This is a genomic window from Pseudorhodobacter turbinis, from assembly GCF_005234135.1.
Taxonomy (GTDB): domain Bacteria; phylum Pseudomonadota; class Alphaproteobacteria; order Rhodobacterales; family Rhodobacteraceae; genus Pseudorhodobacter; species Pseudorhodobacter turbinis.
The window spans coordinates 1,311,836-1,329,636 of the sequence record NZ_CP039964.1; the positions used below are offsets into that span (position 1 = coordinate 1,311,836).

Annotated in this window: 13 protein-coding genes and 4 pseudogenes; 4 read left to right on the plus strand and 13 right to left on the minus strand. The window is 56.3% G+C overall.

Annotation, left to right across the window (positions count from 1 at the left end):
* Window positions 1–29: 29 nt before the first annotated feature.
* From EOK75_RS06280 to EOK75_RS06340, 13 genes and pseudogenes are all read right to left on the minus strand, one after another.
* Window positions 30–1,235, minus strand: a pseudogene (locus EOK75_RS06280) (transposase).
* Window positions 1,236–1,910: 675 nt separating this feature from the next.
* Entirely contained in the window at window positions 1,911–2,681 is a 771-nt protein-coding gene (locus EOK75_RS06285; protein ID WP_137193082.1) for an SDR family oxidoreductase, read from the minus strand.
* Entirely contained in the window at window positions 2,681–3,604 is a 924-nt protein-coding gene (locus tag EOK75_RS06290) for a dihydrodipicolinate synthase family protein (RefSeq protein ID WP_137193083.1), read from the minus strand. Before EOK75_RS06290 ends, EOK75_RS06285 begins: the two co-directional genes overlap by 1 nt.
* Window positions 3,605–3,612: 8 nt before the next feature.
* Window positions 3,613–4,272, minus strand: a complete 660-nt coding sequence (locus EOK75_RS06295; protein ID WP_137193084.1) for an aspartate/glutamate racemase family protein — start codon at window positions 4,270–4,272, stop codon at window positions 3,613–3,615.
* Window positions 4,269–5,714, minus strand: a complete 1,446-nt coding sequence (locus tag EOK75_RS06300; RefSeq protein ID WP_137193085.1) for an amidohydrolase family protein — start codon at window positions 5,712–5,714, stop codon at window positions 4,269–4,271. Before EOK75_RS06300 ends, EOK75_RS06295 begins: the two co-directional genes overlap by 4 nt.
* Window positions 5,711–7,147: an ABC transporter substrate-binding protein gene (locus EOK75_RS06305; protein WP_137193086.1), complete on the minus strand. Its 1,437-nt coding sequence runs from the start codon at window positions 7,145–7,147 to the stop codon at window positions 5,711–5,713. Before EOK75_RS06305 ends, EOK75_RS06300 begins: the two co-directional genes overlap by 4 nt.
* Window positions 7,144–8,172, minus strand: a complete 1,029-nt coding sequence (locus EOK75_RS06310; RefSeq protein ID WP_137193087.1) for an ABC transporter ATP-binding protein — start codon at window positions 8,170–8,172, stop codon at window positions 7,144–7,146. Before EOK75_RS06310 ends, EOK75_RS06305 begins: the two co-directional genes overlap by 4 nt.
* Window positions 8,169–9,155 carry an ABC transporter ATP-binding protein gene (locus EOK75_RS06315; protein WP_137193088.1) on the minus strand — a complete coding sequence of 329 codons (987 nt, stop codon included), beginning with the start codon at window positions 9,153–9,155 and terminating at the stop codon, window positions 8,169–8,171. Before EOK75_RS06315 ends, EOK75_RS06310 begins: the two co-directional genes overlap by 4 nt.
* Window positions 9,156–9,163: 8 nt before the next feature.
* Window positions 9,164–10,039: an ABC transporter permease gene (locus EOK75_RS06320; RefSeq protein WP_240793931.1), complete on the minus strand. Its 876-nt coding sequence runs from the start codon at window positions 10,037–10,039 to the stop codon at window positions 9,164–9,166.
* A 10-nt stretch (window positions 10,040–10,049) separates the two neighbouring features.
* Window positions 10,050–11,015 (minus strand): ABC transporter permease, encoded by a 966-nt coding sequence (locus EOK75_RS06325; RefSeq protein ID WP_137193089.1) that lies wholly within the window; start codon window positions 11,013–11,015, stop codon window positions 10,050–10,052.
* 84 nt (window positions 11,016–11,099) lie between these two features.
* Window positions 11,100–12,659 (minus strand): ABC transporter substrate-binding protein, encoded by a 1,560-nt coding sequence (locus EOK75_RS06330; protein ID WP_137193090.1) that lies wholly within the window; start codon window positions 12,657–12,659, stop codon window positions 11,100–11,102.
* An 81-nt stretch (window positions 12,660–12,740) separates the two neighbouring features.
* Window positions 12,741–13,142, minus strand: coding sequence for a VOC family protein (locus tag EOK75_RS06335; RefSeq protein ID WP_137193091.1), 402 nt, complete (start codon window positions 13,140–13,142; stop codon window positions 12,741–12,743).
* 103 nt (window positions 13,143–13,245) lie between these two features.
* A complete protein-coding gene (locus EOK75_RS06340; protein ID WP_137194313.1) occupies window positions 13,246–13,893 on the minus strand; it encodes a GntR family transcriptional regulator in 648 nt (215 codons plus the stop codon).
* A gap of 118 nt (window positions 13,894–14,011) precedes the next feature.
* Between EOK75_RS06340 and hydA the strand changes: the two genes are divergently transcribed.
* The 4 genes and pseudogenes from hydA to EOK75_RS06365 form a co-directional block, all read left to right on the plus strand.
* The gene (hydA, locus tag EOK75_RS06345) at window positions 14,012–15,418 is read left to right on the plus strand and encodes a dihydropyrimidinase (RefSeq protein WP_137193092.1); all 1,407 of its coding nucleotides are present in this window, start codon (window positions 14,012–14,014) and stop codon (window positions 15,416–15,418) included.
* A gap of 160 nt (window positions 15,419–15,578) precedes the next feature.
* Window positions 15,579–15,988, plus strand: a pseudogene (locus EOK75_RS21300) (transposase); the annotation flags it as partial.
* 215 nt (window positions 15,989–16,203) lie between these two features.
* Window positions 16,204–17,002 (plus strand): annotated as a pseudogene (locus EOK75_RS06355) (IS5 family transposase); the annotation flags it as partial.
* Window positions 17,003–17,045: 43 nt separating this feature from the next.
* Window positions 17,046–17,682 (plus strand): annotated as a pseudogene (locus tag EOK75_RS06365) (IS5 family transposase); the annotation flags it as partial.
* Between the last annotated feature and the right edge of the window lie 119 nt (window positions 17,683–17,801).

Here is a 17,801-nt window from a genome sequence, read left to right on the forward strand (position 1 = left end):
GCTATGCCCGAAAGTTGGTGACAGCGTGATTAGGCGGCCTTTTTAAGTTGCTTGATACCGTCCTTGAATTCAATCCCCTGGATGATCTCAGGCATACGGTTTGCGCCGTCGAGTTTGCGCCATTTGGTCTGGGCTGACAGCATCAGCTTGAACGCCATGGCAAGGCCCGTTTTGCGGCTGAGGCATCCTTTGGTTTTGCCGGTGCGATGCCGAACCGTGGCGAAGGTGCTTTCGATTGGGTTGGTAGTTCTGATGTGTTTCCAATGCTCAGCAGGAAAATCATAGAACGCCAGTAGCACGTCGCGGTCTTTGGTCAATTTGGCGACGGCCTTGTCGTATTTCACACCATATGTCGCGACGAAGTAGTCGAATGCAGCCTCAGCGTCGACACGGCTTTCAGCCTGCCAGCCTCTCGGGCCATTGCTGCGCAACGCCCTGTCGGCCAGTGGATATCGTGCAGATGGCCCTTTGCTTTGGCCTGAACCGACGTGGGCATCGCATTCAGTGCATTGCCCCGTTTTGTGGAACCAACATCGCTGCTCTTTCGTGGAACCAAAGACCTCGCGCAGGGCATTCCAGAAGCCCAAGGCACCACTCGTCTGTCACCGGCAGTGGTTTGCCTGCAAACCACGAGAGGCGCCCCGATCAGCACCATAACGCATTGTTTTTTCCTCAGCCATTCGGGGGCGGAAGTAGACACCATCGGCCCAGATGTAGACGAAACGACGTGCGCTCAGATCGCGTCGTTGCCAACGGTCATACTCATCCCACCAATCAGATTTGAGCCTTGAGATCGTCGTCGAAGACAGCCCCGCCGCGTTTGGGCCAAGCAGAGCGGCGAGCGCTTCTTGGAAGTCGCCCGTGGAAATACCCTTGAGGTAAAGCCAGGGCAGTAGGTCCTCGATGGATTTGGTTTTGCGCAAATAGGGCGGCAGGATTGTTGACGCGAACCGGACATTCTCTTCGCCATCGCCTCGGTCCCGCACGCGCGGCACTCTGACCGGCACTGCGCCGACCCCAGTCACAATCTCGCGTTCAGGCAGGTGACCGTGGCGCACGAGCCGAGCACGACCATCATCCGTCTTGTCGGAGGCATAGGCCTCCAGCAGAACTGCAAGTTCGGCTTCAACGGCTTGCTCAATCAGACGCTGCGCGCCCGATCGGAGCAGCTCCGTCAGTGGATCATGCGAAAATCCCTGTGGATCGGTCAGCTGGGTAACGGTAGTTGTCGTCATGTGGCATATCCTTTTCTCGGTCGAGAATTGCGGCGCGTGAACAACGCCATGATATGCCGCCCCTCAAGGGCCATCACCAACTTTGAGCTATATCTCCATGGTTTGCCGCCGAACTAGGCATCTCGACGGTCATTTGCCCTACGACTGCATTCGAGCCTTTCGGCTCACTATCGCAGCAAGATCCGCAATCTGTCGTCTGCGCTGCAAGATCCATGCCTCAAGATGGAGGCCACCGAGACGCTGCGCGGACTGATTTCCAGGGTGCGTATGATCCCTGAGGCTGACGCGCGACATGGTCACCGCATTGAACATGAAGGGGAATTGGCGGGGATTTTGTCATTGGGGGATGTGGGTGCGACAAATCCCGCAGGGTTTGCGGGCATTAGGTCGGATTTTTTTGGTTACGGAAGCTCGATTGGGATACTATTTCACGGACTTGAGTGACGTCCGAATTGAAAGGTGATGTCGCCGACCTTGAAGGCTTTTTTAACGCCCCTCTAAGGTGGTGTTCCGACCAAAAGATCGGCACTGTTGAGAAAGCAGCCCTTCGCTGCGAACCATAGATCATGCCCTGCCACTGACATGCATAACCCCTTATCAAGACCGGCCGTGGAGTGCGCTTCTGCGTGGAGTTGACGAAGCGCACCCCGATTATTTAGATTCCGACGGCACCTATCAAACCGATTTGATAGCACCCCCATCAATTCTAACGCGTGAGCCAGTCACATATGCGGCCCGCTCCGATGCAAGAAAGGTGACCACATCGGCAAATTCCTGGGGTTTCCCGTAGCGCCCGACCGGGATCGTCGCACGAGACTTGGCTGCAACCTCCTCAACTTCAGCGCCAGTTCGTTTGGCAGCGGCCCCATCCAACTCATCAACGCGCTGGGTGTGGATACGGCCGGGCATCACGACATTTACCGTAATGCCGTCACTCGCAACTTCGTTCGCAAGTGTTTTGGACCAGCCAACGACAGCCGCCCGCACCCCGTTGGAAACCGCAAGATTGGGGATCGGCTGTTCAACCCCGGACGAGGTGATCGAGATGATGCGCCCCCAACGGCGCTCTTTCATCATCGGCAACAACCTCGTGTTAAGATGGAACAGATTGGCAGCCATCGCCTCGAAGTTCGCAAGCCATACCCCGCGTTCGGTTTTCTCTGCCGTACCGGGGGGTGGTCCGCCGCTGTTGTTGACAATAATATCGACACCACCATCAGCCAACAAACCGTCAACGGCTTGATCAACTTCATCAAGCTTGCTCAGATCCAGTTGCAGGGGGTGTACATTTTCCATCCCTTTTGCCCAGTCAGCAATCTTGTCATGACTGCGGGCGGCTGCAAAAACGGTCACGCCTTCTGCGGCCAATGATTGCGCAATCGCCATTCCAAGCCCACGGCTCGCACCCAAGACAAGCGCGCGCTTTCCACCAATACCAAGATCCATTAACCAAGCTCCTCCAAGCGTTTTTCTTGCCGCGCGATCAGTCGATCAACTTCGTCGCGGCACTGTTTTGAAAGCGCTGCACCGGGTTTGCGCAGCGCGTCATGGGCGATAATCCCACGTTTTGCCAAAGTGTATTTTCGAATTGCCAGCCCAAGCCCGGGCTGCTGTTCAAAGCGTGCAAGCGGCAGATAGGCATCAAAGATATCCCGCCCGCGCTCTGCCTGCCCCTTTGCGAAATGCTCGACCACATTCACCATCATTTCGGGATAGGCAAATCCAGTCATCGCACCATCGGCACCGCGCACCATCTCTTCCGGCAGGAACAAACCGCCATTGCCGCATAAAATGGATATGCGTTTGTTCAAAACACCCTCAGCGCGCAGGGCCGTAATCTTTTCCAAGCCCGGCCAGTCTTCGTGTTTCAGGCAAACGCATGTCGGCAGGTCATTCACGATGCGGGCAATCACCTTGTTGCTCATCTGCACGCCGGTCACCAAGGGGAAATCCTGCAATACAAAGGGAACATCGCCGATCAACTCGGCGACTTGGGTGTAATAGGTCACGATCTGATCATCCGTGCGCAACCCACCGGGCGGCGCAATCATGACGCCGGCGGCACCAAGATCCATCACCATCTTTGTCAGCCCGGCAATCTGCGCGAAACCGGGCGCCGATACGCCAACGACCACAGGAACCCTGCCGTTCACGCGCGCCAGAATACGCGCAACAACATCGCGGGATTCGTCAACCGTCAGCTTCGGAGCCTCTCCCATCATGCCAAGTACGGTCAACCCTGTCGCGCCCGCGTCCAGATAGAAATCAACCATCCGGTCACAGCTTTCCATGTCGATGCGTCCGTCTGGATGAAACGGGGTTACCGCAATCACAAAAACGCCCGCCGCAGAAGTGGTTAGTCGTGTCATAAGCTTTCCTATCGTGTTTTTTGAAGAGCAACCCGCCCGATCGCCATTGCAGTTGCGGCTTGGCACGGTTCAACCACCGGAATTCCAAGGTATGCTTCCAGGTCCGTGCGGAAATTCGTCATTCCGGCACATCCAAGGATCACAACATTCGCCATAGCCTCGTCGCGCAACCGCGTGCCGACGGCCTTGAGGCGTTCAAACGTGCGGGTTTCATCCGCAAGTTCCAACACGCCCAGCTCTAACGGGAGGTCCGCGGCAAGCCGGTCCTTCACCCCCATCGCGCCGATATAGCGCATATGGCGCGGGACGCTTTTGGACAAAATCGAGATGATCCCGAACTGCTGGCCAAGCGACATGGCCGTCAGAATCGACGCCTCGGCAATGCCCAGCACCGGGCGGGATGACTGTTCGCGCAGCGCCGCAAGGCCGGGGTCAGAATAACACGCCACGACAAAGGCGCTTGCCTGGCTCTCAAGCGCGGCACAATGCGCCAAAAGAGGCAGAACAACGCCGTCCACATGGGCTTGGCTTTCAATTCCGGGCGGCCCCTCGGTCAGGGTACGCGCCTCGATGGGGACGGGACTGCTACTGCGCATCGGGTCTACTGCGCGGCTGATGCCATCGGTCACATGCTGGCTGCTGTTGGGGTTCACCACATAGATTGTCATGCCCGTGCTCCTTCATTTCCCCAAAAATCTTGTGGCAATGCAAGGTCGCGCTCCGCACCGATACGCGTTATCATAAGCTGCGCCTGATCTGCGGCATCTTGCAAAATGGTGTCTTCATCGACGCGCACAGCTTTGCCATTTTGCAGCACAAGCTCCCCCCCAACCATGACGTTGGTCACGTCATTGCCATTGGCAAAGCAAACCAAACGATGAAGCGCCATGTTTGGCGGGTAAAGATGCGCACGGCGCAGATCGACCGTCACAATGTCGGCCTGCTTGCCAACCTCCAGAGAGCCGACACGGTCCGCCATCCCAAGCGCCTGTGCCCCGCCGATGGTACACATCTCCAGCACTTTGCCGATGGGCAACACGCTGGCATCACGGAAATGCCTGCGGTGATAATGCATGGCCTGCTGCATATGCCGGAACATATCCCCTGACCGGTCGGGCGCCGTCGCATCAGACCCAAGCGCCACACAGGCCCCCGCCGCCATCATCTCGGTCGCGGGGCAACGACCGGAAATCGAGGCATTGGCCGAAGGGTTATGGGCAATCTTGGTACCAGTTGCGGCGACCAGCGCGATTTCATCCTCATGCAGGTCGATGCAATGCGACAACAGCGTGTTGGCGCCCAACAGGCCAAGCGCATTTGCCCGCCGAATAGAGCCACGCCAATGGCCGTCCTGGGTGAACACAAGGCCTTTCTCATAGGCATGATCGCGCACCGCCTGCGACTGCGCACAAGCATCAGCATAATCCGAAGAGGTCATGTCGCGCTCATGCTCATCGCGCAAGACGGGATACAGCATCGCAATATGAATGCGGCCTGCATGTGTGTTGTGCCATTCGCCCTCAATCGCTTTGCAGGTCTGAAACTGCTGCTCGAACGTGACAGGATAGGGGTGGCGCTGACCTTGCGCCCAATCGGCATAGCTGCGGGGATGCGGCGCGCGTGTCGGGCCAACGGCAACCACGCTGCGCGTGCCAACCTCTACCACGCCGCGACAATGCGCGGCGGCATATTCGGGCCGGTCCGTGCGCATGATCGTATCACCACCGCCCAGCAGCGACACGCCTGTTGTCACCCCGAACCGCAGGCGTTCAAGCGCCGCAAGCCGCGCCTCGGCATACCAGAACTTTGGCGGGGAGGCTTGGGTGTAAACTTCGCCGCAAATATCTTCCCAACGGTCGCCGCCATGCATCCCCAACGACTTGATCAACCCGTGACCTGCGTGTGCATGCACATCAATAAGTCCCGGTATCAAAATATGGCCCGTACAATCAATGACATGATCGGCCTGCACCTGATCAAGCATTGCAGCCGCCGCGCCCACCGCAACGATTTTGCCATCAGCAACCGCCACGGCCCCATTTTCGATCACATTGCGCGCGGCATCCATCGTGACGATGGTCCCTCCGGTTAAAAGCGTGTCGACCTTCATGCGCTTGACCCCTCCAAAAGCGGAAGCCGCGCGACATCGATCACCCCGTCTGCAGGCATCGCGAAATCTGGATGCTCCCCCGCCAGCCCGATAACACGGATCGGGTTGTAAAGCGTCAGCCAGGCCGGATCATCTTGCAAAAGCGCATAGGCCTGCTGCCAAATCCCGGCCCGCGCCGCGCGGTCGGTGGTCACACGGCCCTGGTCGATCAGCGCCTCGACCTTCGGGTTTGCATAGCCTTGCCACCATGACCCCGCCACACGCGAGTCGATCTTTTCATAAAGGACGCGGTAGGTACTCATCGGACTAGAATCAAAGACGCACATGTCGCGAATTTCCTTGCGCCGCACCATATGGGCGTAATCCTCGCGCTCAGCATGGATGTGGACGTTCAGGCGGATGCCTACCTCAGCCAGCTGCGCGCCCAAGGCGGCGGTAAGACGTTCAGCCTCATCGGGCAGCCGCGTCGGGCAATCCACCTCCAACGTCAAGCCGTCGGCGAACCCGGCCTCGGCCAACAACTGCCGCGCCAGCGCGCGGTCCATATTGGCACCGCTGCCCTGCCCTGCGCCAAAATGGTTGGGGCTGACAAAGCCACGTAGCGGCGTAGCGGCCCCTGCCATCACCGTTTCCACAATCGCCTCGCGGTCAACGGCAAGGCTAAGCGCACGCCGCACGCGGCTGTCGGCCAACGGGCCTTTGGCCGCGTTCAGCAAATAGATGATTGCAACGGGTGACAAGAACGTATGCCGCATCTGGCCAAGACTGCGCGAGCCCTCAAAATCCAGCGCATTGGCAACCGCCACCTCACCACGTTGCAACAAGGCCAAACGGTCCGCACCATCGGGAACAAGCCTCCATGTGATCGTCGCATTGGCAGGCAAGCCTGCGAAATGCGCGCCCACCCGTGTAACCGTAATCTGCTCTGCCATGACGGACGTCAGGCGATATGGCCCGGACCCGATTTGCACCGTATAGTCCTTGGCATCAAGCGCCGCAAAAGCTGCGGGTGATACGATAAACCCCTGTTCCAAAACGTCCAGAAGATCGGCCATCGGGGCCGCCAGCGTGACGATCAATGTCGTCGTATCTACGGCGTTTAGCCCGGCATCGCCCAGAAACTGCCGCCAGACCGCAGGCGCCCCAAGCGTATAACCCTTATCCTGCCGCGCCATACGCTCCAATGATCGCGCCACGGCCTTTGCATCGCAAACAGTTCCATCATGGAACAAAACACCGGCCTGCAAATGAAACGTCCAGACCCGCGCATCATCGGAAACAGTCCAGCTTTGTGCCAGATGCGGTACATAATCCTGCCCGACACGCCGCACCAGCGTGTCATAGATGGCATGCAGAACAGTCAGCTCGTCATTGGCATCGGTACAATCATGCGGATCGTGAATTCCCAATCTGGCCTGTGCGATAATGGTCATGCCTTGTCCCTTTCCGGCTCATCAACAAGGTGGCAAGCCACCGTTTGCCCATCGCCCACGTCTTGCAGCCTCGGGCGCTCGCTGGCGCAGCGGTCCCATGCGAATGGGCAGCGCGTTCTGAAACAACAGCCTGATGGCAAATGCAGGGCCGAAGGCACCTCGCCACTTAGCACAATCTCTTCGACATCGCGCTTTGGCCGAATGCTGGGCGCCGCCGACAGCAGGGCGCGCGTGTAAGGATGGCGCGGCTTTGCAAACAGTACGTCACGCGGTGCATTTTCGACCATAAAGCCCAGATACATCACGCCCACCCGATCAGCGATGTGATGCACGACCGACAAATCATGGCTGATGAACAGATACGCGAGACCAAACTCGTCGCGCAAATCCTTCATAAGGTTCAGAATTTGCGCCTGAATGGATACGTCCAACGCAGATACCGGCTCATCCGCCACGATCAAGCCGGGCGTAACAGAAAGCGCGCGCGCAATACCGATACGCTGGCGCTGACCGCCCGAAAACTGGTGCGGATAGCGGCCTGCATGCTCGGCATTCAGGCCCACCTTGGCCAAAAGTGCCGCAATCCGCGCCGGTACATCCTTGCGCTCTTCGGCAGTCTTTGTCTGTTCCAGCAAAGGTTCGGCAACAATGTCGCGCACCCGTTGCCGCGGATTGAGAGAGGCATAGGGATCTTGAAAGATCATCTGCATCTTGGCGCGCACGGGCAGCATGTCGGCAAAACCGTAACCCGCCACATCCTCACCATCAATACGAACCTCGCCGGCGGTTGGCTTGTAAATCCGGGCAATCGTTTTGGCGACAGTCGATTTTCCGCAACCGCTTTCGCCAACCAATGCCATGATTTCACCGCGTGCGATCTTGAAGCTCACGCCATTCACAGCACGCACCACCGGCCGCTGCGCACCGGCTTTGCCGAACCCAAGCGAACTTAGAAATCCGGCGTCCATGGCGAAATGCATTTTCAGATCGCGAACTTCCAACATAGGGGGAAGGCTATTGGTCATGCGGGGTCTCCCGGCTTCAGGGGGAAATGACAGGCCGCCCACAGGGACGTATGTTGTTTGGTCAACACCGGTTCGACCTCGGCGCAGAGGGCTTGCGCCCGCGGGCAGCGTTCGCGGAAGTTGCAGCCCTTGGGCAAGTTCCGGATGTCTGGCACAGAGCCGGGTATTTGCATCAGCCGTTCATGCCGGTTGGACGTATCGGGGATGCTGTCGATCAACCCACGCGTATAAGGATGCGACGGGGCCTCTATCAGATCCCGTGTTTTGCCACGCTCAACCACGTTCCCACAGTACAGCACCGTGATATGGTCCGCCATCTCGGACACCACGGCAAGATCATGGGTAATCAGGATCATCGACGCGCCTTTTTCGGCAATCTGCTGGCGCATCAGTTTCAAGATCTGGCTTTGGATCGTAACATCCAGCGCTGTCGTCGGCTCATCCGCGATGATCAGCCGAGGCCGCGCCAACAGCGCAATCGCGATCACGACACGCTGGCGCATACCGCCCGAAAATTGATGTGGATAGGCCCGCAACCGTTCCGCCGCATGGCTGATGCCAACGCTTTCCAGCATCTCGATGCAGGCCTGCTGGCGCGCATCTGCATCCAGATCAGAGTGCAACCGAAGCACTTCATCCATTTGCCGCCCAACAGTGTGCAGCGGGTTCAGCGATGTCATCGGGTCCTGGAAAACCATCGAGATTTCACGCCCGCGCACCTTGCGTAACGCGGCCTCGCTTGCGGTCACAAGGTCCAGCCCATCCAGCAAAATCTCGCCGCCCTCGATCTTGCCGGGGCTGTCGATCAACCCGAGGATAGAAAAGCCGACAACCGACTTGCCGCCACCGCTTTCGCCGACCAAGCCCATGACCTCGCCTGCGCTGATCTCAAAACTCACGCCGTTAACGGCCTTCACAACGCCGGAAAATGTATGAAAATATGTCCGCAAATCACGCACTGCCAACAACGGTTTTTGTGTCATATCCACCATCATTTCAGCCTCGGGTTTAATTCATCGCGCAGAAAGTCACCAAACAGGTTGATGCCAAAGACCAGCATCATGATCGCCACTCCCGGAAAGACCGATGTCCACCACAAGCCGCTGAACAAAACGTCAAACCCGTTCTTGATCAGCAACCCAAGTGACGGCTGGGTGATCGGCACGCCCACGCCCAGAAAGCTCAACGAAGCCTCGATCAGGACAAATGTGCCAACTTGGATGGTCGCGATCACGATCAGCGGGGTCAGCACATTCGGCAACACGTGTTTGCGAATGATCTTGCGATTAGGCAGGCCCGCAACTTTGGCAGCTTGCACATATTCTTTTTCAATCTCGGACAGGGTGGATCCGCGCACGGTTCGTGCGTAAACAACCCAGCCAACCGCTGTCAGTGCGATCAGCACCTTATCCACGCCCGTTCCAACCGCCGACATCAAAAACAGCGCGATCAGGATGGACGGGAACGACAATTGAATATCGGCAATCCGCATGATGACGGAATCGACAATCCCGCCATAGAACCCCGCAAGAAGCCCCAAAAGCGTGCCAATGATGCACGAGGCAATCATAGCGACCAAACCGATGAAGACCGAAATGCGCGCACCGTAAAGGATCGACGCCCAGACATCCCTGCCCTGCCCGTCTGTCCCAAGAATAAAACGCGGGTCGCCGCCATCAAGCCACATTGGCGGTTTGTAACTGTCCATAAGATCAAGCGAGGCGATGTCATATGGATTCTGATCAACCAAAAACGGCCCGAAAATCACGGCAAACGCGAAACCTATCATCAAAGCGCTGCCAATGATCGCAGATGCGCTGTGCTTGTAGTTGTGAAAAAACTCTGACTTGAAGAAACCTGTCATCATGGCCTGCACCTCATTTCAACGTGATGCGCGGGTCGATCAACGTATAGACGATGTCGACAAGGAAATTGATCACGACAAAAATCAGCGCCACCAACATCAGGTAGACAACGATCACCGGGCGATCAGCGCGATAAATGGAATCGATCAACAACTTGCCCATACCCGGCCAGGAAAAGATCGTCTCGGTGATAGTGGCGAAGGCGATCAGATCCCCAAGCTGCAATCCAAAAATGGTCACCACCGGGATCAGGGCATTTTTCAACCCGTGCTGGTACAATACATCGCGGCGTGACACCCCTTTAGCGCGTGCAAACTTCATGAAGTCCTGTCGGCCAACCTCCATCATGCCGGCACGGGTCATACGCAGCAGGATCGCCATTGTTCCCAGCGACAGCGTAACCGCAGGCAAGATAATGTGGTGCCAGCCGTCCCAGGTTAGCAAGCTGATGCGCAGACCGAAAAGCTCTGCCGTGTCGCCCCGCCCCGAGGATGGGAAAATGCCCCAATGCACAGCGAACAGATAGATCAGTACCATGCCGACCCAGAACCCCGGCAGGGATATCCCCAAAAGGGAGCCCGCCATGATAACGCGGCTTACCCGGCCATCCGGGTTTGCACCGGCATAAACACCCAGCGGGATCGCGACTGCAATCGCCATCACCATGGCAACAAGGACCATCTCAACGGTTGCAGGCAGGCGTTCAAGGATCAAGGTCATCGCGGGCTGGCGGAAGACGTAAGAGTAGCCGAAATCGCCCTGCAGCAGACTTGTCAGGAAACGCCAGTATTGCACCGCCAAGGAGTGATCCAGACCAAGCAGGCGGCGGGCCTGAGCGATCTCGGAATCAGTTGCGTCAATGGGGACGATCATGAACACGGGATCGCCGGTAAAGCTCATCATCAGAAAGACAATGACTGATACGACCCAGAGGACAAACGTCATCTGCATCAATCGCCTTAAGAGATATCCGAACATCAGTTAGCACCAATCATTGGCGGGAATTGGAAAAAATGAAGCCCCGGCGATGATACCCGCCGGGGCCTTAACTTCTATTGCAACCTAGTCGACGTCCATCTCATAGGCCGACAGGAACTTATCCACGCGCGGCGAGAGGGTGATGCCATCCCGAACGGCATAGATGTCCTGTTCATAGTGAACCGGGATCATCGGAATATCGGCCATCAGGATTTTGGTCGCCTCTTGCAGATAAGCGTCGCGCTCATTGACATCCGCAGAGGAGTCCGCTTTGTCGACCAGCGCATCCATTTCAGGGTTGGAATAGGAGCCGCGGTTCACCTGACCGTAGCCATCCTTGGTATCACGCGTATAGAACAACGCCCCATACATGGATCCCGCATCGCCCGAGGGAACATCCCAACCGCTCATGATAAAGCTGGATTGCTCGGTCGGGACGCGAATATAGCCCCAAAAGCTGGATTTCGGCATGATGTTCAAGACAAGCGTCACATTGATCTTGGCCAGCATCGACGCGAGCGCCTGCGCGATTTGCGCATCATTCACGTAACGGTTGTTGGTCGCATCCAGCGTCATCGTAAAGCCATCCGGATATCCCGCCTCGGCCATCAGCGCCTTGGCTTTCTCAATATCTACCGGATACATCTCACGGAAGCTCATGCCATCGACATAGCCGATATGGGACGACGGAACGAATTGTTCACTTGGCGTTGCCAAGCCATTCATAACGATCTTGTCAATCGCCTCTACATCCACCGCCCGTGCAATAGCTTCCCTCACGCGCTGGTCCATCATCGGGTTCTTGCCCTCAATGGTTGGCGACTTTTCCCGCATGTCCATCGCAAGCACGATGTTCAACAGGCTGGGGCGTGTGATCACCGTGAACCCGGATTCCCGTTCTACCCGGTCCACGTCACGCACGGCGAGATCCTGGATCACGTCAACCTCACCCGTCAGCAATGCCGCGGTACGGGTTGCAGGGTTCGTGATCGGCCGGAAGGTTACGTTTTTAATGCCTGCCGCACCGGCCCAATAATTGTCGAATGCGTTAAGGGTCAGCTTCTCTTCTTTGATCCATTCACCCAGCATATAAGGCCCCGTGCCCATCGGCATCAGGTCCATTTTCTCATCGCCGGTTGCGGTCGTATATTCCTCATCCAGGATCAGGATTTCGGCCAGGTCGTTGGGCAATACGGCATAGGGCTTCGGCGTTTTGATTTCGACGGTCAGGTCATCGACCGCGCGGACCTCGGCAATATTGGCGACCAGATCAGGGCGGATAGAAGCACGCGCCTTTTCAATGGTGAACACCACGTCTGATGCGGTAAATGCGTTGCCATTGTGGAAAGTAACGCCCGGGCGCAGCTTAAAAAGCCACGTCGTCTCGTCAACATTTTCCCAGCTTTCGGCAAGGCCCGGATCAAAAGACAGATCAGGGCCGCGCTTCACCAGCGGGTCATAAAGGTGATAGTACATGATATTGGAGGACAATTCCTCACCCGCCAACGGGTAAAGGTGGCTTGGGTCGGAGGTCAATCCGATCGTGACGGACTTTTCCTGCGCAAAAGCGGGCAAGGCTGTCGTGGCAAGCAAGGCCACACCCAGCGCACCAAGACCGAGCGAAGTCTGAGATAGATATTTCATAATAACCCCTCTGTTTTCGACTGTTTTTTTGAATTATTTGCGGGGCGGTTCGCCGCCCTTCTCAATTTGGTTATGAACGCTTCAATGACCGGGCTTCGCAGTCTGCACTTCGATCTGGTATCCTTCGGGATCGCTCATCGCGAATGCACGGATTCCAAGCTCTTCACTGTCGCGAAGCTCTGTCAGGCCATCGACCTTATTTGCGACTGCCCAGTCATACCAGGCATCCACATCCGGCACGCGCAGGCACAACTGCACGGTCTTGACCTCGGCCCATTTCTGCATGCCGCGAGTTTCATCAACCAGCCCAACATGGGCCTGGCCATCAATCCGGTAAATTTTGGACCATCCCTGATCGATAGCCAGATCAAACCCCAAGACGTTCTCATAGAACGCCATCGCGACGGGCAGGTCACGATAATACTGAAAGGTAATCGCAAGAACGATTCCGCCCGCTGGCCGTTGAGCCGCCTGTACTGACATCCCGGATTCTCCAAATTTCTATCGCTTGAACCCAAGTGGTATACACACGGTATACAATGTCAAGAACCCAGTCGGAAATTTCCCCGCAAAATGGGTTGGCACCTCAAAATGGGTGATAAATGTGCGAGATGATCGAAAAACGGGCATTCGCAAGATGGGCCTTCATCAATGAGGCAGCCGAATCGGGATCCTGATCCAGAATCGCATCGATGAGGGCAATGTGCTCATGGCAACCCGGGATCATGCGATCCGGCAAAGAGCCCTGATCATACATCCTCGTCTTTATCTTGAGGCCGTCAATCAACTCGGTCAGCAGCTTCGAATTGGCAAGCCGGGCAATCGCAGAATGCAACTGCATGTCTATGGCAGTATGGTCCTCGGCACTTGGCCGCGGCCCCGTAAGAAAGCCCGAAATTATGGACTTTAGCGATAAAAGCTCATCCTTTGGCTGCGCCGAAAGTGCTGCTTTTCTAGCGGCTTCGCATTCAAGCAAGCTGCGCACATGCAAAATTTCCATAATGTCGTTCAGGGAAATGCTGTTAACAACCGGCGTGCCTCCCGCGCTCCGGACAGCAAGACCTTCGCTAACAAGCTGCGCGATCGCCTCACGGACGGGCGTACGGGACACCCCCAAGCTGTCTGCAAATTTCTTTTCGCTCAGCCGCGCCCCCGCCTTCAGCCGACCATCTAAAATCATCGCCTTAAGTTGCTTGAACGTGGAATCACCCAATGTCTCTATGATATCAGTCATCAATCAATCTCCTCCCCGCATAGGACACTTGGTCTCTTTATTGCGTACAGCCTTCCATTTCGTCTCACATGGTATACACTTGGTATATCAATAGCCAAGCCAAAGCGTCGAGAGTCACATGCAAAACACAAAATTCGATACAATCATTCATGGCGGCATTGCTGTAACGCCCCAAAAAACGTCGCAAACCAGTATCGGTATTATTGACGGCAAGATAGCCGCAATTGGCGAAAACCTGGCGGGCACAGCCGAGACAGTGATCGATGCAACAGGTCATTTCGTCCTGCCCGGCGGCGTGGATACCCACTGTCATATCGAGCAGATCTCTGGCGCGGGCCTGCTAAACGCGGATACATTCGAGACCGCAACACGGTCGGCAGCCTATGGTGGTACGACGACGGTCGTCTCTTTTGCAGCCCAGCACCCCGGTCAAAAGATGAAACAGGTGGTTGGTGACTATGCCGAGCTCGCCCGCAAAGGCGCGATGATTGACTACGCCTTTCATATGATTGTGGCGGACACAGGCGACGGCAACCTTGCCAAAGACATCCCGCAGCTGATCGCCCAGGGCCATCGGTCCATCAAAATCTTCACCACCTATGATAAAGTTCGCCAAGACGATAAATCCATCCTCGAAATTCTTGATCTCGCCAAACGTGACGGGGCGGTTGTGTGTTTTCATGCTGAAAATGACGGGCTCATCCGAAATATGACCGAGAAACTTCTGGCAGCGGGCAAAACCGCGCCGAAGTACCACGCAGAGTCGCACCCGCGCGAGGCCGAGATCGAAGCAATCGAACGCATGTGCCGCTTTGCCGAATTCACCGGAGCACGGATCGTAATCTTCCACGTCTCGACCGTTGAGGGGGCCGAGATCATTCGCAAGGCCCGTTCGCGTGGGGTGAAGGTTCAAGCCGAAACCTGTCCCCACTATTTGTTCATGACAACCGACATCTTGAATAGCGATGCTGCTGCCCGTTTTCTATGCTCTCCACCACAGCGAACGGTCAAAGATCAGGAGGCCCTTTGGGCTGCAATGGAAGATGGCACGATCGAAATGATAACGTCTGACCACGCCCCATACCGGATGGATAAAACCGGCAAGTTTGCGAATGGCACAGACGTGGCATTCAACCGGATCGCCAATGGAATGCCCGGCTTGGAAACACGGCTTCCGCTGATGTTTAATGCGATGGTCACCGAGGGCCGCATGGGGCTAGAAGCATTTGTGGCTTTGACGGCAACGACACCTGCAAAAGTGTTCGGGCTGCCAGGCAAGGGGCAACTGGCTGAAGGGTTCGACGCAGACATAGCAATCTGGGATCCCAACCTTACTCGTACCTATGGGGCCAATGATCTGCACGATAACGTCGGTTATAACCCATTCGAAGGCACGATGGTCAAAGGTGCGCCAATCACCATATTTTCAGGCGGGCGGATCATAGTAAAAGATGGCGTGTTAGACGCCGAACCCGGCTCTGGTAGATTGTTGCAAATGAGTGCCCTACGGTCGCACCAATCGTAGAAGGGGGGCTCTGTTGCGCAAATCCGTGTGGGAGGATTCATCATGTGAATCCAAAGTGGTAGCTGGGCGTGGCTTTGTTTGAAGTGGTCGCCCCCACCTACCGGCATCGTAATGTGCCACTATGATGTTTCAGAAAGCATCACGCCAAGGGAGAGCATCCATGTCAGACGTTAGCATAATCGGCATGAACCTTGTAAAACGCGTGTTTCAACTTCACGGGTCTTGCGCAAACGGAGCGGTTATTTTTCGCAAGAAACTGACGCGTGTTCAGCTTCTCGCATTTATGAGCCGAATGCACTGTTGCGATGGAGGCCTGTGCGACAGCCCATAGCTCGGGCCGCGAAATTGAGAAGCTCGGCCATACGGTGCGGCTGAATTGCACCAAACTATGTGAAGACGTTTGTAAAAAGACAGAAGAACGATGTTGCTGAATCCATCGTTAAAGCAGCCTCACGGCCAACAATGCGGTTTGTTGCGTTGAAGTCCGAGGATCAACAGGCGCGCGCCATGCTGTTTCGTACACGACAGATGTTTATCGGTCAGCGCACCCAGACGATCAACGCACGGCGTCGTTGCGCCAAAGCGAGCCATCCAGGTCAAACGCTTGGCCGACGCAGTTGCGGATGAGACCATAGGCTTGCCCAAAGACGTCCAGGAACCCGCGGATACGCGAAGTCGTGGTCTTGACTGCGGGGGACCGACCTAGATCATAAGGTTCCAGACCCATTAATTTACTTGAGCCCGTCAGGCTTGCATGATTCAAACTCCCAAATCTTGGGGGCGTTATGAGCAATCTTTACTGGCTGAGCGAAGACCAAATTGCGCGGCTGCGGCCTTTCTTTCCGAAGAAGCATGGCAAGCCACGGGTGGATGATCCGTTGCCCGGCAACGGTTTGTTTTCAAACCGTGAGAGCGGGCGGGTTTTGAGCGGCATTATATTCATCAATCGCAATGGTTTGCGTTGGTGCGACGCTCCGAAAGAGTATGGTCCTGCCAAGACGCTCTACAACCGTTGGAAGCGGTGGGGCGACATGGGAATTTTTGCCCGAATGATGGAAGGTCTCGCCTCCGAGGCCACCGTTCCAAAGACGGTGATGATTGATGCGACCTATCTCAAAGCGCACCGCACGGCTTCAAGCCTTGGGGTAAAAAGGGGGGCGCGGTCGTCTGATTGGTCGCACCAAGGGGGGCATGAACCGTTGCCCGGCAGAGGATTGGAACAATCGGCGAGAGGGACCAAATTACACGCAGTCACTGATGAAAACGGCCGCCCGATCCGTTTCTTCATGACCGCGGGCGAGATCAGTGACTATTCCGGCGCAATGGCTTCTGGCCGACCGGGGCTATGATGCGGACTGGTTCCGGGAAGCTTTCGAAAACAAGGGGATAAAGCCGTGCATCCCAGGTCGTAAGTCTCGAACAAAGCCCCTCAAATACGACAAGCGGCGATACAAGCGTCGCAACAGAATTGAGATTATGTTCGGCCGCCTGAAGGATTGGCGTCGTGTGGCAACGCGCTATGACAGATGCCCGAAAGTCTTCCTCTCAGCCGTCGCCTTGACAGCAACGGTTCTGTTCTGGCTATGGAGTTTAACGAGCCTGGAGCCTAGCGACCAGCGCGGCATCGTATGGTCCGGCCAAAACCCTCTACAACCGTTGGAAACGCTGGAATGAAAAGGGCGTCTTCGCCCGGATCATGGCGGGCCTGGCCGCTGAAGGCGCCGAACACAAGACCATCATGATTGACGCGACATATTTGAAAGCGCACCGCACGGCCTCGAGCCTACGGGCAAAAAGGGGGGCGTGCTCGCCAAATCGGGCGCGCGAAGGGCGGCATGAATACGAAGTTACATGCCGTCACTGATGCGAAGGGCCGCCCGATCCGGATCTTCATGTCGGCTAGACCCTCTCTCGCGGTTTGCATGCAAACCGCTGCCGGGCAGCGGGTCAGCGATTACACCGGTGCAGCGGCGCTGCTGAGTAGCCTGCCGAAGGCGGATTGGCTCTTGGGGGATCGTGGATACGATGCCGACTGGCTGCGGGAAGCCTTGAAAGACAAAGGGATAAAAGTTTGCATCCCCAGCCGAAAGTTCCGAAAGAAAGCCGTGAAATATGACAGGCGGCGGTACAAAAGGCGCAACCGGATCGAGATCATGCTTGGCCGCCTCAAGGACTGGCGACGCGCCGCAACACGATACGACCGATATCCCGATGCCTTCCTCTCCGCAATAGCTCTCGCAGCAACGATCCTCTTCTGGCTTTGAAAATCAATGAGTCCTGCTACTGCGGCTCACAGGGGGCAAATAATGTAATAAAACTAACATTATGTAATGAAAGTTACATAAAAATTGGTTAAAAGAGCATTACGCCACGTCGCTTTGAC